Below are 23373 nucleotides of genomic sequence, written 5' to 3'. Positions count from 1 at the left end.
CGCATCGGGTCCGCTCGTCCGGATGGTTCGGGCGCGGTCCTGGGCCACCGGCCGAAGGGATCTGTGGTTCGTCGAGCTGTTTCATGGCCGGGCCTCTTCCACGCGACAGGACGGTACGGGGCAGCCCGGGCCGCCCCGGCCATCCTGCATCGGCGGTCGTCCGCCTGGCCGAGGCTCGCCGCGGCCCGCTTCCGGGCACCCCCGGTAGCCGGACCCGCGAAGTTCCTTCGTACGATCGGACGCCCCGGACGACGACGGATCGAGGGCCCGATGGGCGGTCAGGTCACCGCGGTGAGCCGCAACGAGCAGTACGCGTTCAGCAAGCCCAACCACCCGTTCATCACCCTGCTCGCGGGGCTCGGCGTGGACGGGGACGTGCACGCGGGGAAGACGATTCGCCATCAGTTCCGTATGACGTACGAACCGGATCTGCCCAACCTGCGCCAGGTCCACCTGATGCACGAGGAGCTCTTCGACGAGCTCGCTCTCAAGGGCTTCGAGGTGTCGGCGGGCCGGCTCGGCGAGAACATCACCACCGCGGGCGTGGACCTCCTCGGCCTGCCCACCGGCGCCCTGCTGCGCATCGGCGAGGAGGCGGTGCTGGAGGTGACGGGGCTGCGCAACCCGTGTGCGAAGATCAACGACTTCCGCCCGGGGCTGCTCGGCGAGGTCTTCGCACTGGATCCCGTGTCGGGCGAGTTCACCTTCAAATCGGGCATCATGGCCGTGGTCCGCCGCGGTGGTACGGTCCGCGCCGGCGACCCCGTCGAGATCGAGCTGCCGCCGCTCCCCCACTCGCCTCTGGAGCGGGTCTGAGATCCGTCCCGACCGCTTGCGGGGCTCCCTCCCTCACTCGATCCCGCGCCGAGCTGTGTCAGTGGTCGGTGACAGGCTTACGGAGTGCTGATCAACGGATACGAAGCGGGCCCGCTGGTTGCCGGGGAGCCGCTGCTGGCTCGACCGGGCTTCTGGTCGAACCACCTCATGGCGATGGGCGGTGACGGAACGCGCGCCGAGCGACCTGTTCCGGAGTGGTTCGGCGATGACGGCGCGGATACGGACGCCCTCGCCGAGACCCTGTTCGATCCCGAGCGCTGGCCGGTGTTCCGGATACCGGCGGCGGACGGCACCGGAGTCGTGGTGATCTACCGCAACCTGGTGGGCGACCACGGCATCGACCATCTCCTGACTCGTCCGGACCGGAGCTGTGCGCGACGGATCACCGGCGGGGACGGAGGGTTCTCGGGGACCGGGCTGACATGGCACGAGCTGGTCCGCATCGCCGACAGTCCCGCCCCCGAGGGCGACGGCCTCACGGACTCCGCCGCCCGCCTCCTGCTCGTCCTTCCCCTCCTCGACGAGCCGGACCTGCCGCAGACAGCACCGGCACGGCTCAGCGGCGCCCTGACCGCGGTGGGCGCTCCGCACGACACCGCCCCGAACACGGCGGAGAGCCTGCTCACGTACCTGATGGACAGACCGCGGCACGACTCCGCATGGGAATCTCCGCTGAGCGGCTTCTAGAGGGCGAGCCCAGGCTGTCGGCGGCGGACCGGACGGCGAAATGAGCTTCAGGTTCGCTTCATCCAGGGCTGTTAGAGTGCAGCCCTGCGGCGACAATTCACCGAGCCGCTTTGGCACTTCGTTCGGACGAGCGGAATCCACCGGGACAGGGAGCGTAGGAATGCGCTGCAAGGAGATGCTGGCCTTCTGCGCCGGTATCGCCGTGCTCCTGGTCGTATCCGCGTTCGCCTTCGGTGCCCCTGCCCCGACTCCGGGGACCGTCGACACGACGGCTCATTCCCAAGCCGTGTTCGTATTCGATGCATCGGGGCAGAACACTCCGCTGGAGGGCCTGGACGGTGACGTCGCGCTCCAGCACCGGCACAAGGCGGGGAACACGACGGCCCCGCCCACCGTTCAGGCGGCCATTCCCCTCAACTCGCCGGATCTTCACGACTGCGCGGCGGACGTGGCCCGACAGCATGCTTCGCACCCCGGGTCGCGCGGTCCTGACCGTGCCCGGATCCTTCGCTGCTGAGCGAACGATCCGACACTTTCACCGTCGCCTTCACCTTCTGCAACTCCTGTAGCCCCTGCGCCTCGTGTGTCTCCTGCGGCAGGCCTGCGGGCCCCGAATCGCCTGACTTCATTCGACGGTTCGTTCCTCGGCATTTCTTGAAACGCGCCGAATCGCACTTCGCGCATTCCTTGTAGCTGCCGTTGCCGATACGCCGCTGCCGGTGAGTGAGTCGCAGAACGGTCGGCGCACCCCGGCGATCCGGAAATCGATCCTTCGGGAATCCGGTCAGTCTCCCTCCTCAGCCCCCTACTCAGTCCTGGAGCCATCACACATGCATCAGTTCCCCCTCGCCTCGGAGCCGGCCGGCGGCATCGCAGGGTGGGCCACCAGCCTCGTCGACACCATGGGCGGCCCCGGGGCCGGGCTGGCGATCGCCCTGGAGAACCTCTTCCCTCCGTTGCCGAGCGAAGTCATTCTGCCGCTGACCGGATTTGCCGCAGGGCAGGGCGTGATCAGCCTGTTCTCCGCCCTGTTCTGGACCACGCTGGGGTCGGTGGTGGGGGCTGTGGCCCTCTACCAGATCGGTGCGCTCTTCGGCCGGGACCGTATGTACGCCCTGTGGGAGCGCATCCCCCTGGTGAAGGTGTCCGACTTGAAGAAGACGGAGGACTGGTTCGTCAAGCACGGTATGAAGGCCATCTTCTTCGGCCGGATGATTCCGATCTTTCGCAGCCTGATCAGCGTCCCGGCAGGCCTTGAGCGGATGCCCCTGCCGACCTTCGTACTCCTCACCGCCCTCGGCAGCTTCATATGGAACTTCATCCTCGTCATGGCCGGATATCTGCTGGGTGACCGGTGGGACCTCGTGGAGAGTTACGTCGGCGTGCTCTCGAAGGCCGTCCTGGTGCTGGTCGTCGCGGCGCTGGCGGTCGCGGTCGCGCGCAGGGTGCGTTCCCGTCGAGCCGATCGGCAACAGGACCTCGTATGAACGGCTCGGTGAACCGTCCTGAGCTCCTTGCCACGGGCGGCCCACCGATCACCCTTCGCGGGCCGCCGAAAGCGGTCCACGAAGAGTCGCTGCAACTGGCCGCGCACATCGCGCGGGAAATCGAACCGATCGACTAGGTGGCACGAATGGCTATGTGGGACCGCATCAAGGACCAGGCCAAGGGGCTGCAGCAGCAGTCGCAGGGCGCACGGGGCCCCGCCGCAGGGCGGCAGGCGGGAACGGGGGCTTCCGGGGGTTCGAAGGAGAAGCTCGTCGGGCTGCTCAAGTCCCAGCTCGGCTCTCTCAAGACGGAGCTGAAGAGCGGGGCCTACCGGGACGCCAGTATGGCGATGTGTGCTCTGGTCGCCGCCGCCGACGGGTCCGTCGACCCCGCCGAGCGGCAGCACGTGGAGACGCTGATCCTGCAGAACGACGTCCTGCAGAACTTTCCGCCCGAGCAGTTGAGGCAGAGGTTCAACAAGCACGTCGACCAGATGATGTTCAACTTCCCGCAGGGCAAGACCGAGGCCATGCAGGAGATCGCCAAGGCGGCGAAGAAGCCCGTGGAGGCCAAGGCGGTCGTCCAGACCGGCTTCGTGATCGCCGGTGCGGACGGGTACATCGCCCCGGCCGAGGCGCAGGTTCTGCGGGAAGCCTGCGTGGCGCTCGGGGTGTCACCGCAGGAGTTCGGCCTCTGATCCGGCCGGGCAACGGGCGGGGCCCGCACCGTACATGAGGGGCGGGCCCCGGCCGACCCGGTGCGGTGCGGGCCCCGGCCGACCCGGTGCGGTGCGGGCCCCCGCCGACCGGTGCGGTGCGGGCCCCCGCCGACCGGTGCGGTGCGGGCCGTCTGACAGGGCGTCGGTGTGCGGGCACGGATCATCGCACCATCCGCACAACCCTGCGGCTTCCTTGATCGTCCAACCAGTGCCGGGGGCACGTCAGCCGCCGGCGGGAGTGCACCGTGCCCAGTCACTGGAGAACCATGAGACCCGTCTCCGTCCACCCTTTCGTACGTTTCGGCGCTAGTGCCGTCGCGACCGCCGGAATCCTGCTGGCCGGCCTGTCCGCGCCGGCCTCCGCCGTGGAGTCGGCCGCGGAGTCCGATCAGCTGTGGATCAACGCGCCGTACGAGAAGAACCTGCAGATAGGCGCCGAGACCGGTACGCCTGTCGAGGTCGGCCTGTACCACGACAACGACAACTTCACCGTCACGGACGGCCGCCTCACCGTCGACGTGTCCGGCATCGCGCAGGTGGCCGAGGTGACCTGGCCCGAGAACTGCGCGCCCACCGGGACGACCGCCGTGTGCAGCGTCGCCCAGGTGCCCGCGATCGGCGACGACTACAGCCCCCAGGTGCGCCTCGAGGTGCGCGCCGCCGACAACGCCGAGGCGGGGGCGCAGGGGCGCATCACCTACGCCGCGACCGCGACCGGTGGCCCGGAGGGGACGCTGGAGGCACCTCTGGACTCCTTCGAGACGACGCTCACCGTCGCCTCCGGCCCGAACCTCGTCCTGAACGGGCTCGCCCCGGTCGAGGGCGCCACCCCGGGCACCGTCCACACGGTGCCGCTCTCGGTGACCAACGAGGGTCTCGAGCCCGCCCAGGGCTTCACCCTCGGCATGGCCGCGTCGTACGGACTCGGGTTCGACGCCCGGTACGCCGCGTGCGCGTACACGCAGACGGGCGGAGAGTACGCGCCCATGTCGCACGCCGAGTGCGCCTTCGACCAGGTGCTCCAGCCCGGTGACACCTTCACGCTGCCCGAGCCCCTCCGGATCTCGGTCGCGGAACACGCGCTCCGGGAGCGCCTGGACATCGACGTGCAGCCCGCGGGCGGGGCCACCGACATCGACACCAACGACAATTACGGGATCGTCGCCGTGAACGCGGTCAACACGGCCGACTTCGCGGTTCGCGGCTCCCGGGTCAGCGGCGCCGTCGGAGAGACGGTCAAGGCTGCCGTCACCTTCCGTAACAAGGGCCCGGGCTGGCTCGGCAACCTCGGTTCCGGCGACCCGGTCGCCCTCGTCGACTTCACGGTTCCCGAGGGTGTCACCGTGACCGGCGCCCCCGACGCGTGCCAGGCCCGGACACTGGCCGGCGGATACCGGCCGGGTCATCTCGGCGCGCCGCGCTACGTGTGTGAGATGTCGTACTGGGTGCTGGAGAACACCGTTCGCACCTTCCGCTTCGACCTGCGTGTCGACACCGTCGTCCCCGATGCCAAGGGCCGTGTGGCCCTGCAGCCGGTGATCACCGGCACGGGCTTCCCGCACGACCCCGAGCTCGGCAACAACAAGGGCTGGGTGACGGTCAACCCGACCCCCGCCGCGTAACCGCGGAAACCCGTCGGGGCGCGACCGTGTCGCGCCCCGACGGACGGGCCCCGGGCGGGCGGCGCCCGGTCGCCGCCTGCCCAGGGCTCCGGGGCCGTCAGTCGTCGGTCAGGGCCACCGCCCCCACCGGGCAGGCCCGTACGGCTTCCCGTACCAGCGGGTGGTCGCCCGTCGCCGCCGGGCGGCCGGGAAGCATCTCGCTGAACCCGTCGTCGTCCTGCGTGAACACGTCCGGAGCGGTCAGCGCGCACATGCCGGCCCCCACGCAGCGTTCCTTGTCGACCCGGATGCCCATGCCGCTCACCACTCCACCGGGAGTTCCAGCAGGCCCTGGATCGTGTCCCCGGGTTTGTGCTGGATCTCGTGCGCGGGCACGGCGAGCCTGAGGTCCGGGAGCCGTTCGAAGAGCGTGCGCAGCGCGATGTCGAGCTCGGTGCGTGCCAGGTTCTGGCCCAGGCACTGGTGGACGCCGAAGCCGAAGGCGAGATGGTGGCGGGCCGACCGGTCCCAGTCGAGCGTCTCCGGATCGGCGAACACCTCGGTGTCGCGGTTGATGAGCGAGGTCGAGAACATCACGCCCTCGCCCTTGCGGATCGTCGTCCCGGCCACCTCGATGTCCTCGGCCGCCAGCCGCTGCAGCCCGTCGGCGATGGACAGGAACCGCAGGAGCTCCTCGACCACCACGGACGTCGTCGTCTCTCCGGCGCGCAGGGCCGCCAGCTGTCCGGGGTGCCCCAGCAGCGTGAACGTGCCGAGCGAGATCATGTTCGCGGTCGTCTCGTGCCCCGCGATGAGCAGGATCATGGCGAACGAGACGAGGTCCTGGCGTTCGACGGGTCCGTCCGGGGCGTCCCGGTGGATCAGTTCGTCCAGCAGCCCGTCCCCGGGTTCCGTCCGCTTGCGGTCGATCAGGGCGCCCAGGTACTCCTCCAGTTCGGCCCGGGCGCTGTCCACGTCGGCCGCGCCCGGGCCGCGCAGGAGCCGCCGTGAGCACCCCTCGAAGAACTCGTGGTCGGCGTACGGCACGCCGAGGAGCGCGCAGATCACCATCGACGGCACCGGCAGCGCGAAGTCGGCCACCAGCTCGGCCGGCGGCCCCTTCCGCTCCATCGCGTCCAGTCGCCGGTCAACGGTCTCCTGGATGCTCGGGCGCAGCTCGGCGATCCGCTTCACGGAGAAGCTCGGGATGAGCATCCTGCGCTGGGCGTTGTGCTCGGGGTCGTCGACGCCGAGCAGTGCCACGCGCCGTTGCCGCGAGTTGGCGAACCGCTCGGCAGGTACGGGAAATGCGGGGTGGGTGCGGTCGGTGGACAGCCTCGGATCCGCCAGCAGCCGTCGGGCCAGGGCGTGCCCGGTGACCGCCCAGACCGGACGGCCGTCGTAGAGGGCGACCCGGCTCAGCGGCCGGTCCTCGCGCAGCGGCGCGTACCCGGTGGGCGGGTGGTAGGGGCAGTCGCGGTCCTGCGGGAACGGTGTCGCCGTGGCCGGAGTCGCGGTGATCGGTCCGGCGCTCGGATGGGTGATGGGGCAGGTGGGGGCAGGGTCCTGGCGGGCCGGTTCCGTCGTGGATTCCGTCATGGAGCGGTCGCCTCGCAGAGCTCGGTGATGGGCGCGGAGCGGGTCGCTCCGCACCGCACACCAATTGGATGCCCCAGGCACCTATGTGGTCGACGTGCGGACCGGCCAGTTCTCGGGGCGGCCGATCTGGCCGATGTCTTTCGCACCCGCCCGAGCCGTGCCGCATCCGCTCAGGTCCAGCGAGTGCGACGGGCCGGCACCGGCCGGATCACCGGAGCACGCACGGCCGGAACTGTTCATGACGGCGTCCGGAATCGTGCCGTCCATGGTCGGCACCTCACGCTGCACGCCTCACGCCTCACACTTCATACCGCGCTCCTCACGCCGTCACCTTGGCTACGAACGCGCCGAGATTCGCCATGGTTCGCTGGATCTTCTCCTCCAGGGTGAGCGACTCATGGAGCCGCGCCCCGACGCCCGCGTCCTTCTTCCCGCGTACGTAGAGCGAGCAGGCGAGGTCGCTGCACATGTAGGCGCCGACCGAGTTGCCCTGCTTGCCCGCCTTCCCCGACCTCGGGGCCACCAACAGGGAGACACCCCCGGTGTGGACGGTCACGCACATCGAGCACATGCTGCGGCGGGTCTGCCAGGAGCCGGCGCCGGAGGAGCGCAGCTGGACGCCGACGGGGCCCTGGCCGGAAGGGATCACCAGGTAGGCCCGGTCGGGGGCCTGCGGGTCGCGCCAGCCCAGGAAGTCCAGGTCGCCCCAGGGGCGGTCGGCCAGGTCGCGCGGGATCGACAGGCGCTTGGCCTCGCCCTTGGTGCAGTTCACGAATGCGGCACGGATCTCTTGCTCGGTCAGTGGTTCCATGCAACCCACGCTAATTTGCCTAATAGTGTTAGGCAAATCTATATTTGATTAGGTAATCGCGGAGAAGCGTTCGGAGGATGGCATGGCAAGAGCAGGACTGGCCGCGGAGCGGGTGGTGCGGGCGGGGGCCGAGCTGGCGGACGAGATGGGCTTCGAGCACGTCACACCTTCGGAGCTCGCCCGGAAGCTGGACATCAGGACCGCGAGCCTCTACTCCCTTGTCAAGAACGCCCACGACCTCAAGACGAAGATCGCGCTGCTCGCCCTGGAGGAGCTCGCCGACCGGGTGTCGGCCGCCATCGCCGGGCGAGCCGGCAAGGACGCGCTCAGCGCCTTCGCCAACGCCTACCGCGACTACGCCCTCCAGCACCCGGGGCGCTTCACCGCGGCCCGGTTCCGGCTCGACCCGGACGCGGCGGCGGCGAGCGCGGGCATGCGGCACTCCCGGATGTCACGGGCGGTCCTGCGCGGTTACGCCCTGCCCGAGCCCCAGGAGACCCACGCGGTTCGGCTCCTGGGCAGCGTCTTCAACGGCTTCGTGGAGCTGGAGACGGCCGGCGCCTTCCGTCACAGCTCCCCCGGTTCCGAGGAGAGCTGGACCGAGACGCTCGACGCGCTCGACGCCCTGCTGCGCAACTGGCCCGCCCGTTCCTGACCGACCTTCCACCGACCTCCCAGCCCCTCGACGGACGAAGAGAACGAGAACATGACCACCCGGCACGACGCCCGGCACGACTGGACGACGACCCCCATCACCCTCGGCATCCTGCGCGGCGCGCTGGACCTGGAACCCACCGAACGCGGCGTGCTGCCGCACCGGTTGCCCGCGCGGGCACGGCTGCAGATTCCCGACGGCCAACTGGCGATGGCCGAGTCGCAGCCCTCCGGGGTGCGGCTGGCGTTCCGCACCCGGGCCACCGCCGTCGAGCTGGACGTGGTGGCCACCAAGCGGGTCTACGCCGGCGCGCCGCCGCGCCCCGACGGGGTGTACGAGCTCCTCGTGGACGGTCGCCCGGCGGCCCGGGCCAGTGCCGCCGACGGCGACACGCTCACCATCGACATGGCCACGATGAGCACACAGTTCCGGACCGGCCCCGTGGAGACGCTCCGGTTCACCGGTCTGCCGGACGCCGAGAAGGACGTCGAGATCTGGCTGCCCCACGACGAGACCACCCAACTGGTCGCCCTGCGCACCGACGCGCCCGTCCGGAGCCCCCGGCCGAGCGGCCGGCCGGTCTGGGTGCACCACGGCAGCTCCATCAGCCACGGGTCCAACGCCGCCACCCCGACCGGCACCTGGCCCGCCCTGGCCGCCGCGCTCGGTGAGGCCGAGCTGATCAACCTGGGGTTCGGCGGCAGTGCGCTGCTCGACCCCTTCACCGCCCGCGCCATGCGCGACACCCCCGCCGACCTGATCAGCGTCAAGATCGGCATCAACATCGTCAACGCCGACCTGATGCGGCTGCGCGCGTTCGGCCCGGCCGTCCACGGCTTCCTCGACACCATCCGCGAAGGGCACCCCACCACCCCGCTGCTGGTCGTCTCGCCGATCTGCTGCCCCATCCACGAGACCACGCCCGGCCCCTGCGCCCCGGACTACAGCGCGATGAGAGAGGGCCGGCTGCGGTTCAAGGCCACCGGCGACCCGGCGGAGACCGCCGCCGGGAAGCTCACCCTCACGGTCATCCGCGACGAGCTGGCCCGGATCGTCGGACAGCGGGCCGCCGCCGACCCCCATCTGCACCACCTCGACGGTCTCGACCTCTACGGAGAGGCCGACAACGCCGAACTGCCGTTGCCGGACGATCTGCACCCGGACCCCGCCACCCACCGGCTCATCGCCGAACGCTTCGCCCGTCTCGCGTTCGGCGACGGCGGCCCCTTCGTTACGAAGGGCGGGTGACCCGGGGCGGCCGAGGGCCGGGGTCAGATAGGAGGCCGGAGCCTCGCGTGTCGTCGTACGACCGGTTACGGGGCGTCCACCAGGATGCGGCCGTCGGCAGGGGTGAGTGAGGCGAGGCCGCCCGCGTAGGCGGATTCGACGCGGGAGCGTTCGGCCGCGTTCGGGACGGCGTTCGTGCAGGCGGTGCCGGCGCTGGAGCCCGACATCAGCTGGGAGCAGGGGCCGGGTTTGGTGTCCGGCAGGCCCAGGCTGTGGCCGAGCTCGTGGGCGGCGATACGGGTCTTGTCGTGGCCCTCGGTGACCGCCTGGCTGCCCAGCTCCACCCGGGCCTGGCCGCCGGGTCGGACCGGGCCGAGTGTGGCCTGCGGCCAGCCGCTGGTGGCCACGATCTGGATCTCGGCCCGCGTGCCGGGCGCCGCCTCGACGAGCTTGACGTTGGCGACGTTGGCGTTCCACGAGGCGACGCCTGCCGCGACCGCCGCCTCCCAGCCGCCGGCCCGGCTGTCGTCGTACCGGAGCGTCACCACCGCCGACGTGCTCTCCGCCGCCGGGTCCGGCGCGGGAGCGGCGTGCGCCGCCGTGGCCGTGGCCAGGGTGATCGCCGCGGCGACACCGGCCGCCTTGAGCCATCTGAATGTCAGCATTGCTGTCCCTTCACTCATGGGGGGCTCGGCTCCGCTGGGAAGCCGAGGGAGTGGGAGGACGGTCGCGGCGAACCGAACCGCCGTGCAGGTATGGCCGGTTGCCGCTCCTCCCGGGGCCGCAGAACCTATGCCGCCCCAGCGGCTTGATCATGCCCCTGCCAAGCAAAATAGGCCGGAAACACACCCTGCCCCCGTCGTGGGCAGCCACCGCCCCGTGGTCACGCGACGTCATGGGGCCGCGCGACGCCATCGGTACCGGAGGCCGCTTCCGTACCCTGGGTGCATGCGTATGCGACCCACTCTGAGCTGGACCTCCACCGAGGAGCCGCCGCCGGGCACCACGGACCTGGAGCCGGTCGCCGAGGTTCTGGGCGGTGGCGGTGTCCTGGTCCTGAGCGGGGCGGGCATCTCCACGGAGTCGGGCATCCCCGACTACCGGGGCGAGGGCGGCAGCCTGAGCCGGCACACCCCGATGACCTACCAGGACTTCACCGCCGACGCCGGTTCCCGTCGCCGGTACTGGGCGCGCAGCCATCTGGGCTGGCGCACCTTCGGCCGGGCCCGGCCCAACGCCGGGCACCGGGCCGTGGCCGCGTTCGGGCGGCACGGTCTGCTCTCGGGTGTGATCACCCAGAACGTCGACGGGCTGCACCAGGCCGCCGGCAGCGAGGGCGTCGTGGACCTCCACGGTCGCCTGGACCGGGTCGTCTGCCTTTCCTGCGGCGCCTTCAGCCCACGGCGCGAACTCGCCCGCCGGCTGGAGGAGGCGAACGAGGGCTTCGCGCCGGTGGCCGCCGCGATCAACCCGGACGGCGACGCCGATCTCACGGACGAGCAGGTCGGGGACTTCCGGGTGGCGCCCTGCGCCGTCTGCGGCGGCATCCTCAAACCGGATGTGGTGTTCTTCGGCGAGGCCGTGCCCCCGCAGCGGGTCGAACACTGCCGTGAACTGGTCCGTGCGGCGAGGGCACTGCTGGTCCTGGGCTCCTCCCTGACCGTGATGTCCGGGCTCCGGTTCGTCCGCGAGGCCGCCCGGGCCGGGACGCCGGTGCTGATCGTCAACCGGGATCCGACCCGCGGCGACCGGCATGCCGTCACCCGCGTGGCCCTTCCGCTGGGAGCGGCCCTCACCACCGTGGCCGGCCGGCTGGGCGTTCCCGTCGAGGACGGGGCGGAGGCCGCCGGAACCGGGTGAGGTGGCGGGGCGTCACCGGGGCTCGGATCGCGTCCATCTCCTCGGCCGTTCCGGTTCCCGTGTAGGCCCCGGGGCCTACCGGGCGAACGTCCGCAGATTCTCCGCCAGCGAGCTGATGGCGGCGGGGTTGCGCGGGCTTTCGACCAGGTCCACGTAGTCGAGGACGACAATCCGGTCGTTCTTGATCGCCGACACGTTGGCGAGCGGCTTGTAGGACTTCAGGAACTTCCGCTTCTGGTCGGCGCCGGTGTCACCGTAGTTGTTGATGACGATGACCTCGGGGTCGCGGTCGACCACCGTCTCCCATCCCACCGTCGTCCAGCTGTCCTTGAGGTCCTTCATGATGTGGTCGCCGCCGGCCTTGGTGATGATGTCGTGCGGTCCGGCGTACGCGCCCGAGGTCAGCGGCTTGTCCTTCCCGTCGTCGTACAGGAAGACGCGGAGCCGGTCGCTGCCCTTCGCCGCCTTCGCCCGGGCGTCGGCGACCTCTTTCCGGAAAGCCGTGATGAGGGTGTCCGCCCGGTCCTCGACGTCGAAGATCTTTCCGAGGTTCCGCAGGTCGGTGTAGAGCGCTTCGAGCGGCGGCATGACTCCGCGGGCCTTGCCCTGCCCGTTGCGGCACGACTCGCTCAGCAGGTACGAGTCGACGCCCACGCGCTTCAGTTCGGCGGGGGTGAACCCCTCCCCCTCGTTGAAGCCGTAGTTCCAGCCGGCGAAGACCAGGTCGGCGCGGGCGTCGAGGACGAGTTCCTTGTTGATCCGTTCCTTGGAGAGCCACTTGGTCTTCCGGTAGCCGTCCTTCCAGGGGACGGACGTCATGTCGCCCTTGTCGTCGGGCATCACGTATCCGGCCATGTGGTCCGCCAGTCCGAGGGCGAACATGATCTCGGTGATGCCGACGTCGTTGGTCACGACGCGCTGCGGGGCCTTGTCGTAGCTCTTCTTCTCGCCGCAGTTCTCGACGGTCACCGGGTAGTGCCGGTCGGCGCCGGCCTGGTCGTCCTTGTTGTCGGCCCGGTCGGTGACGTCCGCTCCGCAGCCGGTGAGGGCCAGGGCGGCTGCGAGAGCGAGCGCTGCGGGGCGCAGGGGGTTCGGCATGGTGGTCGAGGCTCCTCAGGAGGTGGGGCGGGCAGGGGGAAGGTCGAAGAGCAGTTGGAGCGCGCCGGTCTCTGGGTGGGCGACGCGGTGTGCCCGTACGCCGAAGACGTCGGCCAGCAGTTCGGTGGTCAGGACGGCGTCCGGGGCCCCGGAGGCGACGATCCGGCCGCCGTCGATGACATGGACGAGGTCGCAGTGCAGGGCGGCGAGGTTCAGGTCGTGCAGGGCGGTGAGCACGGTCAGGCCGCTGCCCCGGACCAGGGCGAGGACTTCCAGCTGGTGCGCGATGTCCAGGTGGTTGGTGGGCTCGTCGAGGACCAGGACCCGGGGCTGCTGGGCCAGGGCGCGGGCGATCAGGACGCGTTGCCGCTCGCCGCCGGAGAGGGTGAGGAAGCCGCGTTCGGCGAGGTGACCCGCGCCGACTCCTTCCAGGGCGTCGGCGCAGTGCCGGCGGTCCTCGTCGGTCGTCCGGGCCACCGGCCCCTGGTGCGGCAGACGCCCCATGGCGACGATCTCGGCCACGGTGAAGTCGAACTCCGCGACCGCGTCCTGCGGAAGCGCGGCCAGTCGGCGGGCGCCTTCCCTGACGCTCAGGGCGTGGAGGTCCTCACCGCCGATCCTGACGGCGCCGGCCGAGGGGCGCAGGGCCCGGTAGACGCAGCGCAGCAGGGTGGACTTCCCGCTGCCGTTGGGGCCGACCAGGCCGACGAGTTGTCCGTCGGCCGCGCCGAGGGTGACCTGGTCCACCAGCCGTGCACCGGCGATCTCGACGGTGAGCGCGTCGATGTCGATCCGCATCAGATGCCTCCGAAGGAGTAGGCGCGCCGGCGCATGAGGAGGAGGAAGCAGGGAACACCGATGACCGCGGTGAGGACGCCCACCGGGAGTTCGGCCGGCGCCAGCACCACGCGCGAGAGGATGTCCACCCAGATCAGCAGGACGGCTCCGGCGAGAGGGGCGGCGGCCAGGAGCCGGCGGTGGTCGGCGCCGACCAGCATCCGCACGGCGTGCGGGACCATCAGGCCGACGAAGCCGATCGCTCCGCTCACCGCGACGACCGCCCCGGTGACGGCCGCGGAGACGAGGAAGAGCTCCTTGCGCAGTCTCCCGGCGTCGACGCCGAGCGCGGCGGCGGTCTCGTCGCCCATGGCGAGGGCGTTCAGGCGCCGGGCCGACCAGCCGAGGTGCGCGATTCCGGCGAGCACCGCTCCGGCGGCGATCGGCACGGCAGCCCAGTTGGCACCGCTGAGACTGCCGAGCAGCCACATCATCGCGGAGCGGGCCGCTTCCCCGCGCTCGGCCGCGAACACCATGAAGGTGGTGACGGCCGAGAACCCGTAGTACATCGCGGTCCCCGTCAGCACGAGCCGGAGCGGGGTCAGTCCGCGTTCGGTGCGGGCGACCGCGTACACGAGCAGCATGGCGAGGAGTGCGGAGAGGAACGCCGCCGTGGACAGGGCCCAGATGCCGAGCGCTCCCAGGGCCCCGAAGATGAGCACGGCGTTGGCGCCGACCGCCGCGCCCGAGGAGATGCCGAGCACGAACGGGTCGGCGAGCGCGTTGCGCACCATGGCCTGGACGGCGACGCCGATGGCCGAAAGACCGGCTCCCACGACAGCGGCCAGAACCGCTCGTGGCAGGCGCAGTTCCCAGACGATGGTGTAGGCCGGGACCTCGTCGGCGCCGATGGCCCCTCCGGTCAGCCCCGCCCAGAGGTAGCGCAGCACTTCCGCCCAGGAGAGCCCCGAGGCGCCGAGTCCCGCCCCGCAGACGAGCGAGAGGGGCAGGGCCAGGCAGAGACCGGTCAGGAGGATCGGCAGGGGTACGCGCCAGGGTGGCGCCGATCCCGCGCCGACGGGCGCCGGGCGTGACGGTTTGGAAGGTATGTGGTCGAGCGACGTGGCCACGGATCGGTCGCTTTCGCCTCGGGCCGTACGTCTGCGCGAGGAGGAGCGGCCCCGGACGGCGGCCGCCCCGCGCAGCGCCTTTTCGCAGTCCACGGCGAATGGTCAGGAGCCTTCTCCCCCACGGGTGATCGGGCTCGCGGAACCAGTGGTTCCGCCTACCGTTGCGGGTCAGCGCCGGATTTCGACCGGACTTCCCCCGCGGGGAATCCGCAGCTTAGCGGGTAGGGCCGTCCCTCCTTCGGGGAGGGCGAGCGGCGGCAGAAGTCCGGTGCTGAAGGATGTGGGCATGCCGACCTATGTCTACCGCGTGACCAAGTACGACCCCGGCCACCGTGACGAACACGGGCGCTACACCGGCCCGGAGGACACCGCCAGCGACCGGGGCGCGGTCGAGGCCGCGTACCTCCGGGCCGTCGCGGCCTTCGCGGAGGACTCGGGCGTCGACCGGCCGGTGGTACGCGAGCCGCAGGTCCCGTCCCTCGCCCACTTCGGCGTCGAGCCGCCGGTGGACGGCTTCGGGCTGACCGGACTGTTCCCGTCCGGCCGGGACGGCGCGCCGGAGGAGTCGCCGGAATGCCGTCCGGGCGGCTCAACGGCGGTTCTTCCGGCGGGCTTTCACGACGGGGCCGAGGTGTCGCTCGATGTCGGGCTGGAGTTGGTGCGGTCCATGCTGCGCGACAGCGGCGCGTGGTGCCGGCTGGAGGTGGAGGACAGGTTCGCGGTCCACGTGGGCTGGGACCAGTACCTCTACGTCGGCAGTGACCGGCCCTGCGAGCGAGCGCTCGCGCAAACCCGGCGGCTCGGGCTCTTCGCGGAGCGCCTGGACTCCTCCCCGTACGCCGTGGAGACCGACGGCGAGCAGGTCCGGCGCCCGGCCGACGACGCGTTCTGGTCCGGTCTGCGCCGGATGGTCTCGGCGTGCCGCGCGGGCGTGCTGGAGGAGATGTACGTCGAGGGCGCCTCACGGTGGCACCGCCTCACCCGGGACGGCGTCGACGCGGTGCGGGCCCGGATCGCGCCCCGGGCCCGGCTCGCCGTGTGGCCGGACCTGTCCAGTGACGTCGAGGCGGTGCTCGGCGCCCTCCCGGCCGAGGGCACGGTGGAATGCGTCTGGCAGGACGCGGACGGGGACGTGCGCAGCGTCCTCGCCGACGAGGACTGCTTTCCGGCCCTGACCGCCCGGCTGTCCGGTGCCGCCGCCGTGGCGCTCCTGCCCCTGACCGCCGACGAACGCGTCCCGCTGTTCACGGGCGTCATGCCCGACGCCGACGGGGTGCTGCGCGCTCGCTGGGGTGCCGAACCGACGCCGAGCGACCGGGACTGGGCCCTCCTCAGGACGCTTCGCCCCGGGCAGATCGTCACCGGCACGGTGACCCATATCGCCTCCTTCGGCGTCACCTTCGTGGACATCGGCGGTTTCGAGGCGATGATCAACATTCCCGAGCTGTCGTGGCGACGCTTCGAGCACCCGTCCGATGTCGTCTCCGTCGGCGAGGAGATCGTCGCCGAGATTCTCGGTGTCGAGTTCCTGCCCGAGCGTGTGTCGCTGTCCCTCAAGTCCCTGCACGAAGATCCGATGCGGCTGCTGACCGGGCAGATCGGCCGGACGCTCGTCGGCCCGGTGACCAGGGTCGTGCCCTTCGGTGTGTTCGTACGCGTCGAGGATGCGGAGGACGGGTTCGAGGGGCTGGTGCACATCGCCGAGCTGGCGGACGAACACCTAGCCGGCCCGGAGATCGCGCTCCGGGCCGGCGACGCCCTGCCGGTCAGGATCATGGACGTGGACCTGCCCCGGCGGCGGATCGTCCTCTCGAACCGGCAGGCCGTCGCACGGGGCTGACACGCGCGGGCCTGACACGCAGTGGGCTGACACCACGGCCCGGTCTGCGGGGGCTCGTTCAGTTGCCCACGCCGAGGCCCGCCATGAACGCGGACGGATAGCGGTCGCCGCGTGCCGAGCCCGGCGGAACCGCCTTCTCGATCTCGGCGAGGTCGTCCGCGGTGAGCTCCAGGTCCAGTGCGGGCAGCGCCTCGGTCAGCCGTTCGCGGGTGCGGGCGCCGACGAGCGGCACGATGTCCTGGCCCTGTGCGGCCACCCAGGCGATGACCAGCTGGGCGACGGTGCACCCCTTGGCCTCGGCGACCCGGCGCAGGGCGTCCACGAGAGCGAGGTTGTGCTCCACGTTCCCGCTGGAGAAACGCGGTCCGAAGCCGCGGCTGTCGCCGGGGGCGGAGCGGGCGGTGGACCAGTGGCCGGAGATCAGGCCGCGGCCCAGGACTCCGTACGCGGTGAGACCGATGCCGAGCTCCCGCAGCGTGGGCAGGACGTCCGCCTCGACGGCGCGGGAGATCAGCGAGTACTCGATCTGAAGGTCGGCGATCGGGTGCACGGCGTGCGCCCGGCGGATCGTCGCGGCGTCCACCTCGGAGAGGCCGATGTGCCGTACGTATCCGGCGTCGACCATCTCCTTGATCGCGCCCACCGTCTCCTCGATGGGCACGGCAGGGTCCAGCCGGGCCGGGCGGTAGACGTCGATGTGGTCGGTGCCCAGCCGGGTCAGGGAGTAGGCCAGGAAGTTCTTCACCGCCTCGGGGCGGCTGTCCTGCCCGCTGAACTCGTGGCCCGGCCCGCGCAACGCGCCGAACTTGACGCTCAGCGCGTAGCTGTCGCGGTCCTGGCCGCGCAGCGCTTCGGCGAGCAGCAGTTCGTTGTGGCCCATGGCGTAGAAGTCGCCGGTGTCGATCAGGGTGACGCCGGCCTCCAGTGCGGCGTGGACGGTCGCGACGGACTCCGCGCGGTCGGTCGGGCCGTAGGCGTCCGACATGCCCATCGCGCCCAGGCCCAGCGCGGAGACGGCGGGGCCGGTGGCGCCGAGGGTTCGTGTCTGCATGGCGTGCTCCTTCGTCGTCGTTCTGCCACCCACCCTGCGCCGGCGCCGCGCCCTGCGGGAGCGGAGCGTTCATCATGGGAGCGGCGCTCCCTGGATCGGTCTGCCGCCGCGCGGGACCATGGGGGCATGGAACGTGATCAGCTGGCCGACTTCCTGCGCAGGCGCCGTGAGGCGATCCGCCCGGCGGAGGTGGGCATCGCCGACGGTCCCCGCCGCCGTACCTCCGGTCTGCGCCGGGAGGAGGTGGCCATGCTCGCCGGGATGTCGGTGGACTACGTCGTACGCCTGGAGCAGGGGCGCAGCAGTCAGCCCTCTGCGCAGTTGCTCACCGCGCTGGCCAGGGCGTTGCGCCTCACCGACGACGAGCGGGACCATCTGTTCCATCTGGCCGGTCACCAGCCGCCGCCCGCCGACTCGGTGGCGGGCCTGGCCCGCGCCGGGCTGGTCCGGATGCTGGATCTGCTCGGCGACACCCCGGCCATGGTGGTGTCCGACCTGGGCGAAGTTCTCGCCCAGAACCGGATGTCGCTGCTGCTGGCGGGCGACCACACCGGCTTCTCGGGCGACCGGCGCTATCTGGTGTACCGCTGGTTCACCGACCCTGCCGTCCGCGCGGCGGGCGCGCCCGAGGAGCATGAACACCAGGCCCGGCAGCTGGTGGCCGACCTGCGCGCCGCCGCAGGACGCCGGTCCGGTGATCCCGTGGTCGCCGGGCTCGTCGACCGGCTGCGGGCGGCGAGCGAGGAGTTCCGCCGGCTCTGGGCGGAGCACGAGGTGGCGGTGCGGCGGGCCGACCGCAAAACCCTGCTGCACCCTCGGGTGGGCCGGTTGGTGATGGACTGCGAAACGCTGGTCACCCCCGACCACGGTCAGCTGCTGCTCGTCCTCACCCCGGCGGACGCCGGAACCCGTGAGCGGCTGGACCTGCTGCGCGTCCTCGGCATCGAGGAGTTCCCCGCCGGGGCGACGGGCGCGCCCGAGCGGTAGGGCCGCCGGTCGTGCGGGGCGAGCCCCGGGGAGTGACCGCCGGTCGTGGAACGAGCGGTAGGGCCGCCGGTCGTGCGGGTTTCGGACGCCGGGCGGCGTCCGCCGCGACGGCCCAGGGCGTGCCCGGAGCTCTCCTCGGCGTTCACCAGCTGATACGGGCCGCCACCGGCAGGTGGTCGCTGCCGGTGGCGGGCAGCACCCACGAACTCTTCGGCTCCACGCCGCGCACCAGGATCTGGTCGATCCGCACCATGGGGAAGCCGGCCGGCCAGCTGAAGCCGAACCCGTCGCCGGCCGCTTCCTGGGCCGATTCCATCTGCGAGGTGATGCCGTCGTACGCACGGTCGTCCAGGGTGCCGTTCAGGTCGCCGAGCAGCACCACCCGCTCGTTCCGTTCGGCTGCCAGCGCTTGTCCCAGCGACTGTGCGCCGGCGTCCCGCTGGCCCGTCGAAAGCCCGGCCCTCGGGTTCACCCGTACGGACCCCAGGTGCGCCACGTACACCGCCAGTGGTCCCTGGTCCGTGGCCACCGTGGTCCGCAGCCCTCGGTTGTAGACCAGCTTGACCTCGGCGGGCTTGGCGTCCCCCAGCGGCCCGATGTCCATCTTGACGTCGACCGGCCGGGTGTCCGACAACGGGAACCTGCTCCACAGCCCGACCGTGCCCTGCACCGTGTGGTGCGGGTACGCCTTCGCCAGCTCCTTTTCATACGTCCCCCGCGCGTGCACGGCCAGTTCCTCCAGTGCCAGCACGTCCGCACCGGAGCCGGCCAGGGCCCGGGCGGTGCCGACCGGGTCGGCGTTCTCCGCGCCGACGTTGTGGGAGGCCACCGTGAGGTCGCCGCCGGGTCGGGCCTTGTCGGTGAGCAGGCCGCCGAAGAGGCTCAGCCACGCCACGACCGGCAGGAGCAGGGCGATGGCCGCTGACGCGGAGCGGCGCAGCACCGCCCCGGTCAGCAGCACGGGCACGAGCAGGCCGAGCCAGGGCAGGAAGGTCTCGACCAGGCTGCCGAGGTTCCCGATCCGGTTCGGGATCCTCGCGTGCAGCAGCAGGATCAGCCCCAGCAGCAGCGCCGACGCCGCGAGCACCCGGCCGCGCTTCCAGACCCCCGACGTCTCCGCCGGACTCGCCGGGTCCGCTGTGACCGCCCCGGGTGCCTCGTCGACCCCGTCTGCCGTGTTCGCCGGATTCGGCGTGCTCGCCGGGTTCTGCGTGTTCACTGTGTCCACCTGCGTCATCGTCCGTCCTCGCTCACGGCCGCTCACGGCCGCATCCTCGGGTCCTGTGTGGGGTCGGCGTACATGCGCGGACAGCCTCGGTCGGGCGCGTCCGTACGCAGTTCGACATGCCAGGGTTCGTTCCGGTAGATCCGGCACAGCCCGTACGCGGCGCCGTGTTCGGCGAGCCACGCCGTCGCCTCGTCGGGCCCGATGTCGACCGCGTCTCCCGACACATGAGGAGACGTCGTCGCGGTGGCGACCCAACGGGCTGCCTCGGCCTCGGAGCCGTACTGCGATACCGCCTTGCGGAGCAGCTGGTTCTGGTATTCCGGGGAACGCCAGCCGCTGTTGACGGTGAACGCGACTCCGTCGTCCGCGGCGTCCGACGCGGCCCGGCGCAGTGCTGCGAGCAGATCCGCGTCGAGGTTGGCCACGGCCGGAACCTCGTCGTCGAGCACCGTCACTCCGTCGGGTACGACGCCGTCGGTCGCGTCGAGCGCGCCCCGGCGCTCCTGGTCGGAGGAATCCGGGGGCGCCCGGTCCGGGAGGGACGGGGCCGGTGGGAGAGCCGAGGACTCCCGGCCCGGGGTGGCCGAGTCCGAGGAGGGTTTCAGCAGTGGGTGGCCGAGGGCCACGATGACCGCGGCCAGGACGGCCACCAGGCCGACGACGAGGGGCCGGCGGATCCGGTGGGTCGGCGTGCGCGCCGACGGCGGGGGTCGAGTCATGCTGCCAGTCAAGGCAACGCCCAGTTGTCGGCGCGTATGCGCTTTTCGATACGCGGACGATATACGCCGACTCCTACCATCGAGGACATGCGTGTGCTGATCGTCGAGGACGAGCCCTATCTGGCAGAGGCCATCCGCGATGGTCTGCGCCTCGAAGCGATCGCGGCCGACATCGCGGGCGACGGCGACACCGCGCTGGAGATGCTGAGCGTCAACACCTACGACATCGCCGTCCTCGACCGTGACGTCCCCGGCCCTTCCGGCGACGAGATCGCCCGGCACATCGTCGCCTCCGGCAGCGGTACGCCGATCCTCATGCTCACCGCCGCCGACCGGCTCGACGACAAGGCCTCCGGGTTCGAACTCGGAGCCGACGACTACCTCACGAAACCCTTCGAACTCCGGGAACTCGCGCTCCGGCTCCGGGCGCTCGACCGCAGACGCGCCCACAGCAGGCCTCCCGTGCGGGAGATCGCGGGTCTGCGGCTCGACCCGTTCCGCAGGGAGGTGTACCGGCACGGCCGGTACGTCGCGCTGACCCGGAAGCAGTTCGCCGTGCTGGAAGTCCTGATCGCCGCCGAAGGCGGTGTCGTCAGCGCCGAGGAACTCCTCGAACGCGCCTGGGACGAGAACGCCGATCCGTTCACCAACGCCGTGCGTATCACCGTGTCGGCCCTGCGCAAACGCCTCGGAGAGCCCGGGGTCATCGCGACCGTGCCCGGCGTCGGCTACCGCATCGACGCGGCGGCCGGAGCCGGATCCGAACGCGGCGACGGAGGGGACCGTGGCTAGGCGGCGAGGGCTGAGCGTCCGCCTCAAGCTGACCCTCAGCTACGCCGGGTTCCTGATGGTCGCGGGCGTCCTGCTGCTCACAGCGGTGTGGGTGTACCTCCTGGAGTACGTGCCCGACGACTGGAACCAGCGCATGCTCCACCAGAACCCCAATCGTCAACTGCTCGCGTACACCTTCGCCCCGGCGGCAGCCACCGTGCTGGCGATCCTGCTGGTCTTCGGGCTCCTGGGAGGATGGTTCCTGGCCGGCCGCATGCTCGCCCCTCTGACCCGTATCACCGAGGCCACCCGTACGGCCACGCACGGATCACTCTCCCACCGGATCCGGCTGCCGGGCCGCAAGGACGAGTTCCGGGAACTCGCCGACGCCTTCGACACGATGCTCGCCCGGCTCGAAGCGCATGTCGCCGAGCAGAAGAGATTCGCGGCCAACGCCTCCCATGAGCTGCGCACGCCCCTCGCGGTCTCGAAGACGCTTCTCGAAGTGGCCCGTGCCGATCCGGACCGCGACACCGGCGAGATCATCGACCGCCTCCACGCCGTCAACGGCCGGGCGATCGACCTCACCGAGGCGCTGCTCCTGCTCAGCCGCGCCGACCGGCGCTCCTTCCCCCGGGAACGCGTCGACCTGTCGCTCCTGGCGGAGGAGGCCGCCGAGACCCTTCTGCCCCTCGCGGAAGAGCGTGGCGTCACCGTCGAGACGCACGGCGACATCGCCCCCACGATCGGCTCGCCGACACTCCTGCTGCAGCTGACCACGAACCTCCTGCACAACGCGATCGTCCACAACCTGCCGGACCGGGGCACCGTCCGGGTCACGACGAGCGTCCACCCCGAGACCGTGGAGCTCACGGTCGAGAACACCGGTGCGCGGCTCACACCTGAGGTGGCCTCGACGCTGACCGAACCGTTCCAGCGCGGCGCGGAACGGCTGCGCACCCACCACGCGGGCGTCGGTCTCGGTCTGGCCATCGTGGAGACCATCACCCGCGCGCACGACGGGACGCTCACCCTCACCCCGCGCACCGGCGGCGGGCTCCGCGTCACGGTGGAGCTGCCCGCGACGGCCCAGGGCGGGTGAGTGATCCCGGGCTGTCGGAAGAGCCGGAAGAGTCGGAAACGGATGTGGTCCGTGCGGATCTCGCGCGGTCAGGGAGGCATCGTCGCAGCTCGGTGGTGGTCGGCGAAGGCGTGTTCGTCCACCCTGGGGCGTCGGCGCCCGGACGATCGTACGGCAGGATGGGGCCATGAGCGTAGTCAAGATCAATGTGCTGACCGTTCCCGCCGAACAGCGGGAAACCCTCGAGAAGCGCTTCGCGTCCCGGGCCGGTGCCGTCGAGAACTCCGACGGCTTCGAATGGTTCGAGCTTCTCCGTCCCGTCGAAGGGACCGACGACTACCTGGTGTACACGCGGTGGCGTGACGAGGAGTCGTTCCAGGCATGGATGGAGGGCCCGATGAAGGCGGCCCACCAGGGCGGCGGCGAGGGCGGCGGCGACCGCCCGAAGCCGGCCTCCAGCAGCTCCTCGGTGTGGTCCTTCGAGGTCGTGCAGCAGGCCGCGCCGGCCGACGCGTAGCCGAGCGCGCACCGTTGTGTCACCTGCCCGGACCGGCCCCCGCCCGGCCGGGCAGGTCGGTCTCTCCTTCGGTCTCTCTTTCCGTTTGGCAGGGCTCTCCGTCGGCCTGGCTCCGGCGCGTCAGCGGTCGATCGGCGGCAGCCGGGACAGGCCGGTGTCGAGCATGATGCGGTCGACGGTCCCGGCCAGGACACTGTCGGGTCCGATCGCGGTCTCGACGCCGTCGGGCAGTACATCGCGGGGGCGGTACCAGTCCCGCAGCTGGTCCGTGTCGACCTCGTCGGCGATCGGTTTGGTGGCGTGCCGGGCCACGGTCTCGGCGAACGGCACGTCCAGGTAGTACCCGTGGGTCGGGCCCCGGTGGTCGGCGCGCAGCCGGGCGAGCATGTCACCGTAGTGGTCGGCGTAGAGGATGCCCTCGACCACCACGTGGTAGCCGGCGTCCAGGGCGTAGCGGGCCGTCAGGTCGATCAGGCCGATGTTCGCCGCCCCCGGCCGGTCGCGTTCGCGCAGTACGGTGCGGCGCAGGTTGTCCTGGCCGACCACGGCCAGTCCGCGGCCGAACCTGTCGCGGAGACCGGCCGCGACGCTCGACTTCCCCGACGCGCTGTTGCCTCGTAGGACGATCAGCCTGGTTTCCTCGGTGCCCACCTTCACGGCGGCCACGCTAGCGACCGCCGGGCCCGGCCCT

26 protein-coding genes and 1 riboswitch are annotated in these 23373 nt (G+C 71.3%); of the genes, 14 read left to right on the top strand and 12 right to left on the bottom strand.

Annotated elements, in window-relative coordinates; genetic code table 11:
* Positions 1-270 precede the first annotated feature (270 nt).
* The 6 genes from G3I54_RS12505 to G3I54_RS12480 all read left to right on the top strand — a co-directional run bounded on the left by G3I54_RS12505 (position 271) and on the right by G3I54_RS12480 (position 5352).
* Positions 271-816, top strand: a complete 546-nt coding sequence (locus G3I54_RS12505) for an MOSC domain-containing protein (protein WP_164614055.1) — start codon at positions 271-273, stop codon at positions 814-816.
* Between the two features lie 84 nt (positions 817-900).
* Positions 901-1524, top strand: coding sequence for a hypothetical protein (locus G3I54_RS12500; RefSeq protein ID WP_164614053.1), 624 nt, complete (start codon positions 901-903; stop codon positions 1522-1524).
* Between the two features lie 830 nt (positions 1525-2354).
* Positions 2355-3011 (top strand): DedA family protein, encoded by a 657-nt coding sequence (locus tag G3I54_RS12495; RefSeq protein ID WP_164614051.1) that lies wholly within the window; start codon positions 2355-2357, stop codon positions 3009-3011.
* Positions 3008-3148 (top strand): hypothetical protein, encoded by a 141-nt coding sequence (locus G3I54_RS12490; RefSeq protein ID WP_164614049.1) that lies wholly within the window; start codon positions 3008-3010, stop codon positions 3146-3148. The genes G3I54_RS12495 and G3I54_RS12490 overlap by 4 nt, the downstream gene beginning before the upstream one ends.
* A 9-nt stretch (positions 3149-3157) precedes the next feature.
* Positions 3158-3709 carry a tellurite resistance TerB family protein gene (locus tag G3I54_RS12485; RefSeq protein ID WP_203686009.1) on the top strand — a complete coding sequence of 184 codons (552 nt, stop codon included), beginning with the start codon at positions 3158-3160 and terminating at the stop codon, positions 3707-3709.
* A gap of 287 nt (positions 3710-3996) precedes the next feature.
* Positions 3997-5352, top strand: coding sequence for a hypothetical protein (locus G3I54_RS12480; protein ID WP_164614047.1), 1356 nt, complete (start codon positions 3997-3999; stop codon positions 5350-5352).
* A gap of 97 nt (positions 5353-5449) precedes the next feature.
* Here the strand turns inward: G3I54_RS12480 and G3I54_RS12475 are convergent, their stop codons facing one another.
* The 4 genes from G3I54_RS12475 to G3I54_RS12460 all read right to left on the bottom strand — a co-directional run bounded on the left by G3I54_RS12475 (position 5450) and on the right by G3I54_RS12460 (position 7741).
* Entirely contained in the window at positions 5450-5647 is a 198-nt protein-coding gene (locus tag G3I54_RS12475; RefSeq protein WP_164614045.1) for a ferredoxin, read from the bottom strand.
* A gap of 5 nt (positions 5648-5652) precedes the next feature.
* On the bottom strand, positions 5653-6930 hold the full coding sequence (locus tag G3I54_RS12470; RefSeq protein ID WP_164614043.1) for a cytochrome P450: 1278 nt from the start codon (positions 6928-6930) through the stop codon (positions 5653-5655).
* A gap of 81 nt (positions 6931-7011) precedes the next feature.
* A complete protein-coding gene (locus G3I54_RS12465; protein ID WP_164614041.1) occupies positions 7012-7197 on the bottom strand; it encodes a hypothetical protein in 186 nt (61 codons plus the stop codon).
* A gap of 52 nt (positions 7198-7249) precedes the next feature.
* Positions 7250-7741, bottom strand: a complete 492-nt coding sequence (locus G3I54_RS12460) for an FBP domain-containing protein (RefSeq protein WP_164614039.1) — start codon at positions 7739-7741, stop codon at positions 7250-7252.
* Between the two features lie 82 nt (positions 7742-7823).
* On the opposite strand from G3I54_RS12460, the gene G3I54_RS12455 reads away from it, so the two are divergent.
* Positions 7824-8396: a TetR/AcrR family transcriptional regulator gene (locus tag G3I54_RS12455; RefSeq protein ID WP_164614036.1), complete on the top strand. Its 573-nt coding sequence runs from the start codon at positions 7824-7826 to the stop codon at positions 8394-8396.
* A gap of 51 nt (positions 8397-8447) precedes the next feature.
* On the top strand, positions 8448-9644 hold the full coding sequence (locus G3I54_RS12450; RefSeq protein ID WP_164614035.1) for a GDSL-type esterase/lipase family protein: 1197 nt from the start codon (positions 8448-8450) through the stop codon (positions 9642-9644).
* Between the two features lie 65 nt (positions 9645-9709).
* Here G3I54_RS12450 and G3I54_RS12445 read toward each other — a convergent pair whose 3' ends face one another.
* Positions 9710-10288: a snapalysin family zinc-dependent metalloprotease gene (locus G3I54_RS12445; protein ID WP_164614034.1), complete on the bottom strand. Its 579-nt coding sequence runs from the start codon at positions 10286-10288 to the stop codon at positions 9710-9712.
* Positions 10289-10577: 289 nt separating this feature from the next.
* Between G3I54_RS12445 and G3I54_RS12440 the strand changes: the two genes are divergently transcribed.
* Positions 10578-11483, top strand: coding sequence for an NAD-dependent protein deacetylase (locus G3I54_RS12440; protein WP_164614141.1), 906 nt, complete (start codon positions 10578-10580; stop codon positions 11481-11483).
* A 75-nt stretch (positions 11484-11558) separates the two neighbouring features.
* On the opposite strand, the gene G3I54_RS12435 is transcribed toward G3I54_RS12440, so the two are convergent.
* From G3I54_RS12435 to G3I54_RS12425, 3 genes are read right to left on the bottom strand one after another with little or no spacing between them, the layout of a single operon-like run.
* On the bottom strand, positions 11559-12581 hold the full coding sequence (locus G3I54_RS12435; protein WP_164614033.1) for an ABC transporter substrate-binding protein: 1023 nt from the start codon (positions 12579-12581) through the stop codon (positions 11559-11561).
* 15 nt (positions 12582-12596) lie between these two features.
* Positions 12597-13379, bottom strand: a complete 783-nt coding sequence (locus tag G3I54_RS12430) for an ABC transporter ATP-binding protein (RefSeq protein WP_164614032.1) — start codon at positions 13377-13379, stop codon at positions 12597-12599.
* Positions 13379-14488, bottom strand: coding sequence for an iron ABC transporter permease (locus G3I54_RS12425; RefSeq protein ID WP_164614031.1), 1110 nt, complete (start codon positions 14486-14488; stop codon positions 13379-13381). Before G3I54_RS12425 ends, G3I54_RS12430 begins: the two co-directional genes overlap by 1 nt.
* 101 nt (positions 14489-14589) lie before the next feature.
* Positions 14590-14730: riboswitch (cobalamin riboswitch) on the bottom strand.
* Positions 14731-14774: 44 nt separating this feature from the next.
* On the opposite strand from G3I54_RS12425, the gene G3I54_RS12420 reads away from it, so the two are divergent.
* Positions 14775-16328, top strand: coding sequence for a S1 RNA-binding domain-containing protein (locus tag G3I54_RS12420; RefSeq protein WP_164614030.1), 1554 nt, complete (start codon positions 14775-14777; stop codon positions 16326-16328).
* Positions 16329-16386: 58 nt separating this feature from the next.
* On the opposite strand, the gene G3I54_RS12415 is transcribed toward G3I54_RS12420, so the two are convergent.
* The gene (locus G3I54_RS12415; RefSeq protein ID WP_164614028.1) at positions 16387-17379 is read right to left on the bottom strand and encodes an aldo/keto reductase; all 993 of its coding nucleotides are present in this window, start codon (positions 17377-17379) and stop codon (positions 16387-16389) included.
* Positions 17380-17505: 126 nt separating this feature from the next.
* Here G3I54_RS12415 and G3I54_RS12410 point away from each other — a divergent pair, with 126 nt between their 5' ends.
* On the top strand, positions 17506-18366 hold the full coding sequence (locus G3I54_RS12410; RefSeq protein ID WP_164614026.1) for a helix-turn-helix transcriptional regulator: 861 nt from the start codon (positions 17506-17508) through the stop codon (positions 18364-18366).
* A gap of 142 nt (positions 18367-18508) precedes the next feature.
* Here G3I54_RS12410 and G3I54_RS12405 read toward each other — a convergent pair whose 3' ends face one another.
* The gene (locus tag G3I54_RS12405) at positions 18509-19603 is read right to left on the bottom strand and encodes an endonuclease/exonuclease/phosphatase family protein (protein WP_164614024.1); all 1095 of its coding nucleotides are present in this window, start codon (positions 19601-19603) and stop codon (positions 18509-18511) included.
* 23 nt (positions 19604-19626) lie between these two features.
* Positions 19627-20313, bottom strand: coding sequence for a M15 family metallopeptidase (locus G3I54_RS12400; protein WP_164614022.1), 687 nt, complete (start codon positions 20311-20313; stop codon positions 19627-19629).
* A gap of 87 nt (positions 20314-20400) precedes the next feature.
* Here G3I54_RS12400 and G3I54_RS12395 point away from each other — a divergent pair, with 87 nt between their 5' ends.
* From G3I54_RS12395 to G3I54_RS12385, 3 genes are all read left to right on the top strand, one after another.
* Positions 20401-21105 carry a response regulator transcription factor gene (locus G3I54_RS12395; protein WP_164614020.1) on the top strand — a complete coding sequence of 235 codons (705 nt, stop codon included), beginning with the start codon at positions 20401-20403 and terminating at the stop codon, positions 21103-21105.
* Positions 21098-22186, top strand: a complete 1089-nt coding sequence (locus G3I54_RS12390) for a HAMP domain-containing sensor histidine kinase (protein WP_343240319.1) — start codon at positions 21098-21100, stop codon at positions 22184-22186. The genes G3I54_RS12395 and G3I54_RS12390 overlap by 8 nt, the downstream gene beginning before the upstream one ends.
* A 166-nt stretch (positions 22187-22352) precedes the next feature.
* Positions 22353-22682, top strand: coding sequence for an antibiotic biosynthesis monooxygenase (locus tag G3I54_RS12385; protein WP_164614018.1), 330 nt, complete (start codon positions 22353-22355; stop codon positions 22680-22682).
* Between the two features lie 120 nt (positions 22683-22802).
* Here the strand turns inward: G3I54_RS12385 and G3I54_RS12380 are convergent, their stop codons facing one another.
* The gene (locus tag G3I54_RS12380; protein WP_164614016.1) at positions 22803-23348 is read right to left on the bottom strand and encodes an AAA family ATPase; all 546 of its coding nucleotides are present in this window, start codon (positions 23346-23348) and stop codon (positions 22803-22805) included.
* Positions 23349-23373 lie beyond the last annotated feature (25 nt).

Origin of the sequence: Streptomyces sp. SID14515 (genome assembly GCF_010548505.1) — a bacterium.
GTDB classification, from domain to species: Bacteria; Actinomycetota; Actinomycetes; order Streptomycetales; family Streptomycetaceae; genus Streptomyces; species Streptomyces caviscabies.
Note: the sequence above shows the minus strand (reverse complement) of the source record. Positions and strands in the feature narration are given on the sequence as shown.

What these genes read in the sequence shown, in the direction of transcription:
- G3I54_RS12490 (WP_164614049.1), top strand. Translation starts at nt 3,008, where the DNA reads ATGAACGGCTCGGTGAACCGTCCTGAGCTCCTTGCCACGGGCGGCCCA.
- G3I54_RS12400 (WP_164614022.1), bottom strand. Translation starts at nt 20,313, where the DNA reads ATGACTCGACCCCCGCCGTCGGCGCGCACGCCGACCCACCGGATCCGC.
- G3I54_RS12405 (WP_164614024.1), bottom strand. Translation starts at nt 19,603, where the DNA reads ATGACGCAGGTGGACACAGTGAACACGCAGAACCCGGCGAGCACGCCG.
- G3I54_RS12480 (WP_164614047.1), top strand. Translation starts at nt 3,997, where the DNA reads ATGAGACCCGTCTCCGTCCACCCTTTCGTACGTTTCGGCGCTAGTGCC.
- G3I54_RS12415 (WP_164614028.1), bottom strand. Translation starts at nt 17,379, where the DNA reads ATGCAGACACGAACCCTCGGCGCCACCGGCCCCGCCGTCTCCGCGCTG.
- G3I54_RS12410 (WP_164614026.1), top strand. Translation starts at nt 17,506, where the DNA reads ATGGAACGTGATCAGCTGGCCGACTTCCTGCGCAGGCGCCGTGAGGCG.
- G3I54_RS12420 (WP_164614030.1), top strand. Translation starts at nt 14,775, where the DNA reads ATGCCGACCTATGTCTACCGCGTGACCAAGTACGACCCCGGCCACCGT.
- G3I54_RS12435 (WP_164614033.1), bottom strand. Translation starts at nt 12,581, where the DNA reads ATGCCGAACCCCCTGCGCCCCGCAGCGCTCGCTCTCGCAGCCGCCCTG.
- G3I54_RS12445 (WP_164614034.1), bottom strand. Translation starts at nt 10,288, where the DNA reads ATGCTGACATTCAGATGGCTCAAGGCGGCCGGTGTCGCCGCGGCGATC.
- G3I54_RS12495 (WP_164614051.1), top strand. Translation starts at nt 2,355, where the DNA reads ATGCATCAGTTCCCCCTCGCCTCGGAGCCGGCCGGCGGCATCGCAGGG.
- G3I54_RS12455 (WP_164614036.1), top strand. Translation starts at nt 7,824, where the DNA reads ATGGCAAGAGCAGGACTGGCCGCGGAGCGGGTGGTGCGGGCGGGGGCC.
- G3I54_RS12475 (WP_164614045.1), bottom strand. Translation starts at nt 5,647, where the DNA reads ATGGGCATCCGGGTCGACAAGGAACGCTGCGTGGGGGCCGGCATGTGC.
- G3I54_RS12460 (WP_164614039.1), bottom strand. Translation starts at nt 7,741, where the DNA reads ATGGAACCACTGACCGAGCAAGAGATCCGTGCCGCATTCGTGAACTGC.
- G3I54_RS12505 (WP_164614055.1), top strand. Translation starts at nt 271, where the DNA reads ATGGGCGGTCAGGTCACCGCGGTGAGCCGCAACGAGCAGTACGCGTTC.
- G3I54_RS12465 (WP_164614041.1), bottom strand. Translation starts at nt 7,197, where the DNA reads ATGGACGGCACGATTCCGGACGCCGTCATGAACAGTTCCGGCCGTGCG.
- G3I54_RS12450 (WP_164614035.1), top strand. Translation starts at nt 8,448, where the DNA reads ATGACCACCCGGCACGACGCCCGGCACGACTGGACGACGACCCCCATC.
- G3I54_RS12430 (WP_164614032.1), bottom strand. Translation starts at nt 13,379, where the DNA reads ATGCGGATCGACATCGACGCGCTCACCGTCGAGATCGCCGGTGCACGG.
- G3I54_RS12385 (WP_164614018.1), top strand. Translation starts at nt 22,353, where the DNA reads ATGAGCGTAGTCAAGATCAATGTGCTGACCGTTCCCGCCGAACAGCGG.
- G3I54_RS12440 (WP_164614141.1), top strand. Translation starts at nt 10,578, where the DNA reads ATGCGACCCACTCTGAGCTGGACCTCCACCGAGGAGCCGCCGCCGGGC.
- G3I54_RS12470 (WP_164614043.1), bottom strand. Translation starts at nt 6,930, where the DNA reads ATGACGGAATCCACGACGGAACCGGCCCGCCAGGACCCTGCCCCCACC.
- G3I54_RS12485 (WP_203686009.1), top strand. Translation starts at nt 3,158, where the DNA reads ATGGCTATGTGGGACCGCATCAAGGACCAGGCCAAGGGGCTGCAGCAG.
- G3I54_RS12395 (WP_164614020.1), top strand. Translation starts at nt 20,401, where the DNA reads ATGCGTGTGCTGATCGTCGAGGACGAGCCCTATCTGGCAGAGGCCATC.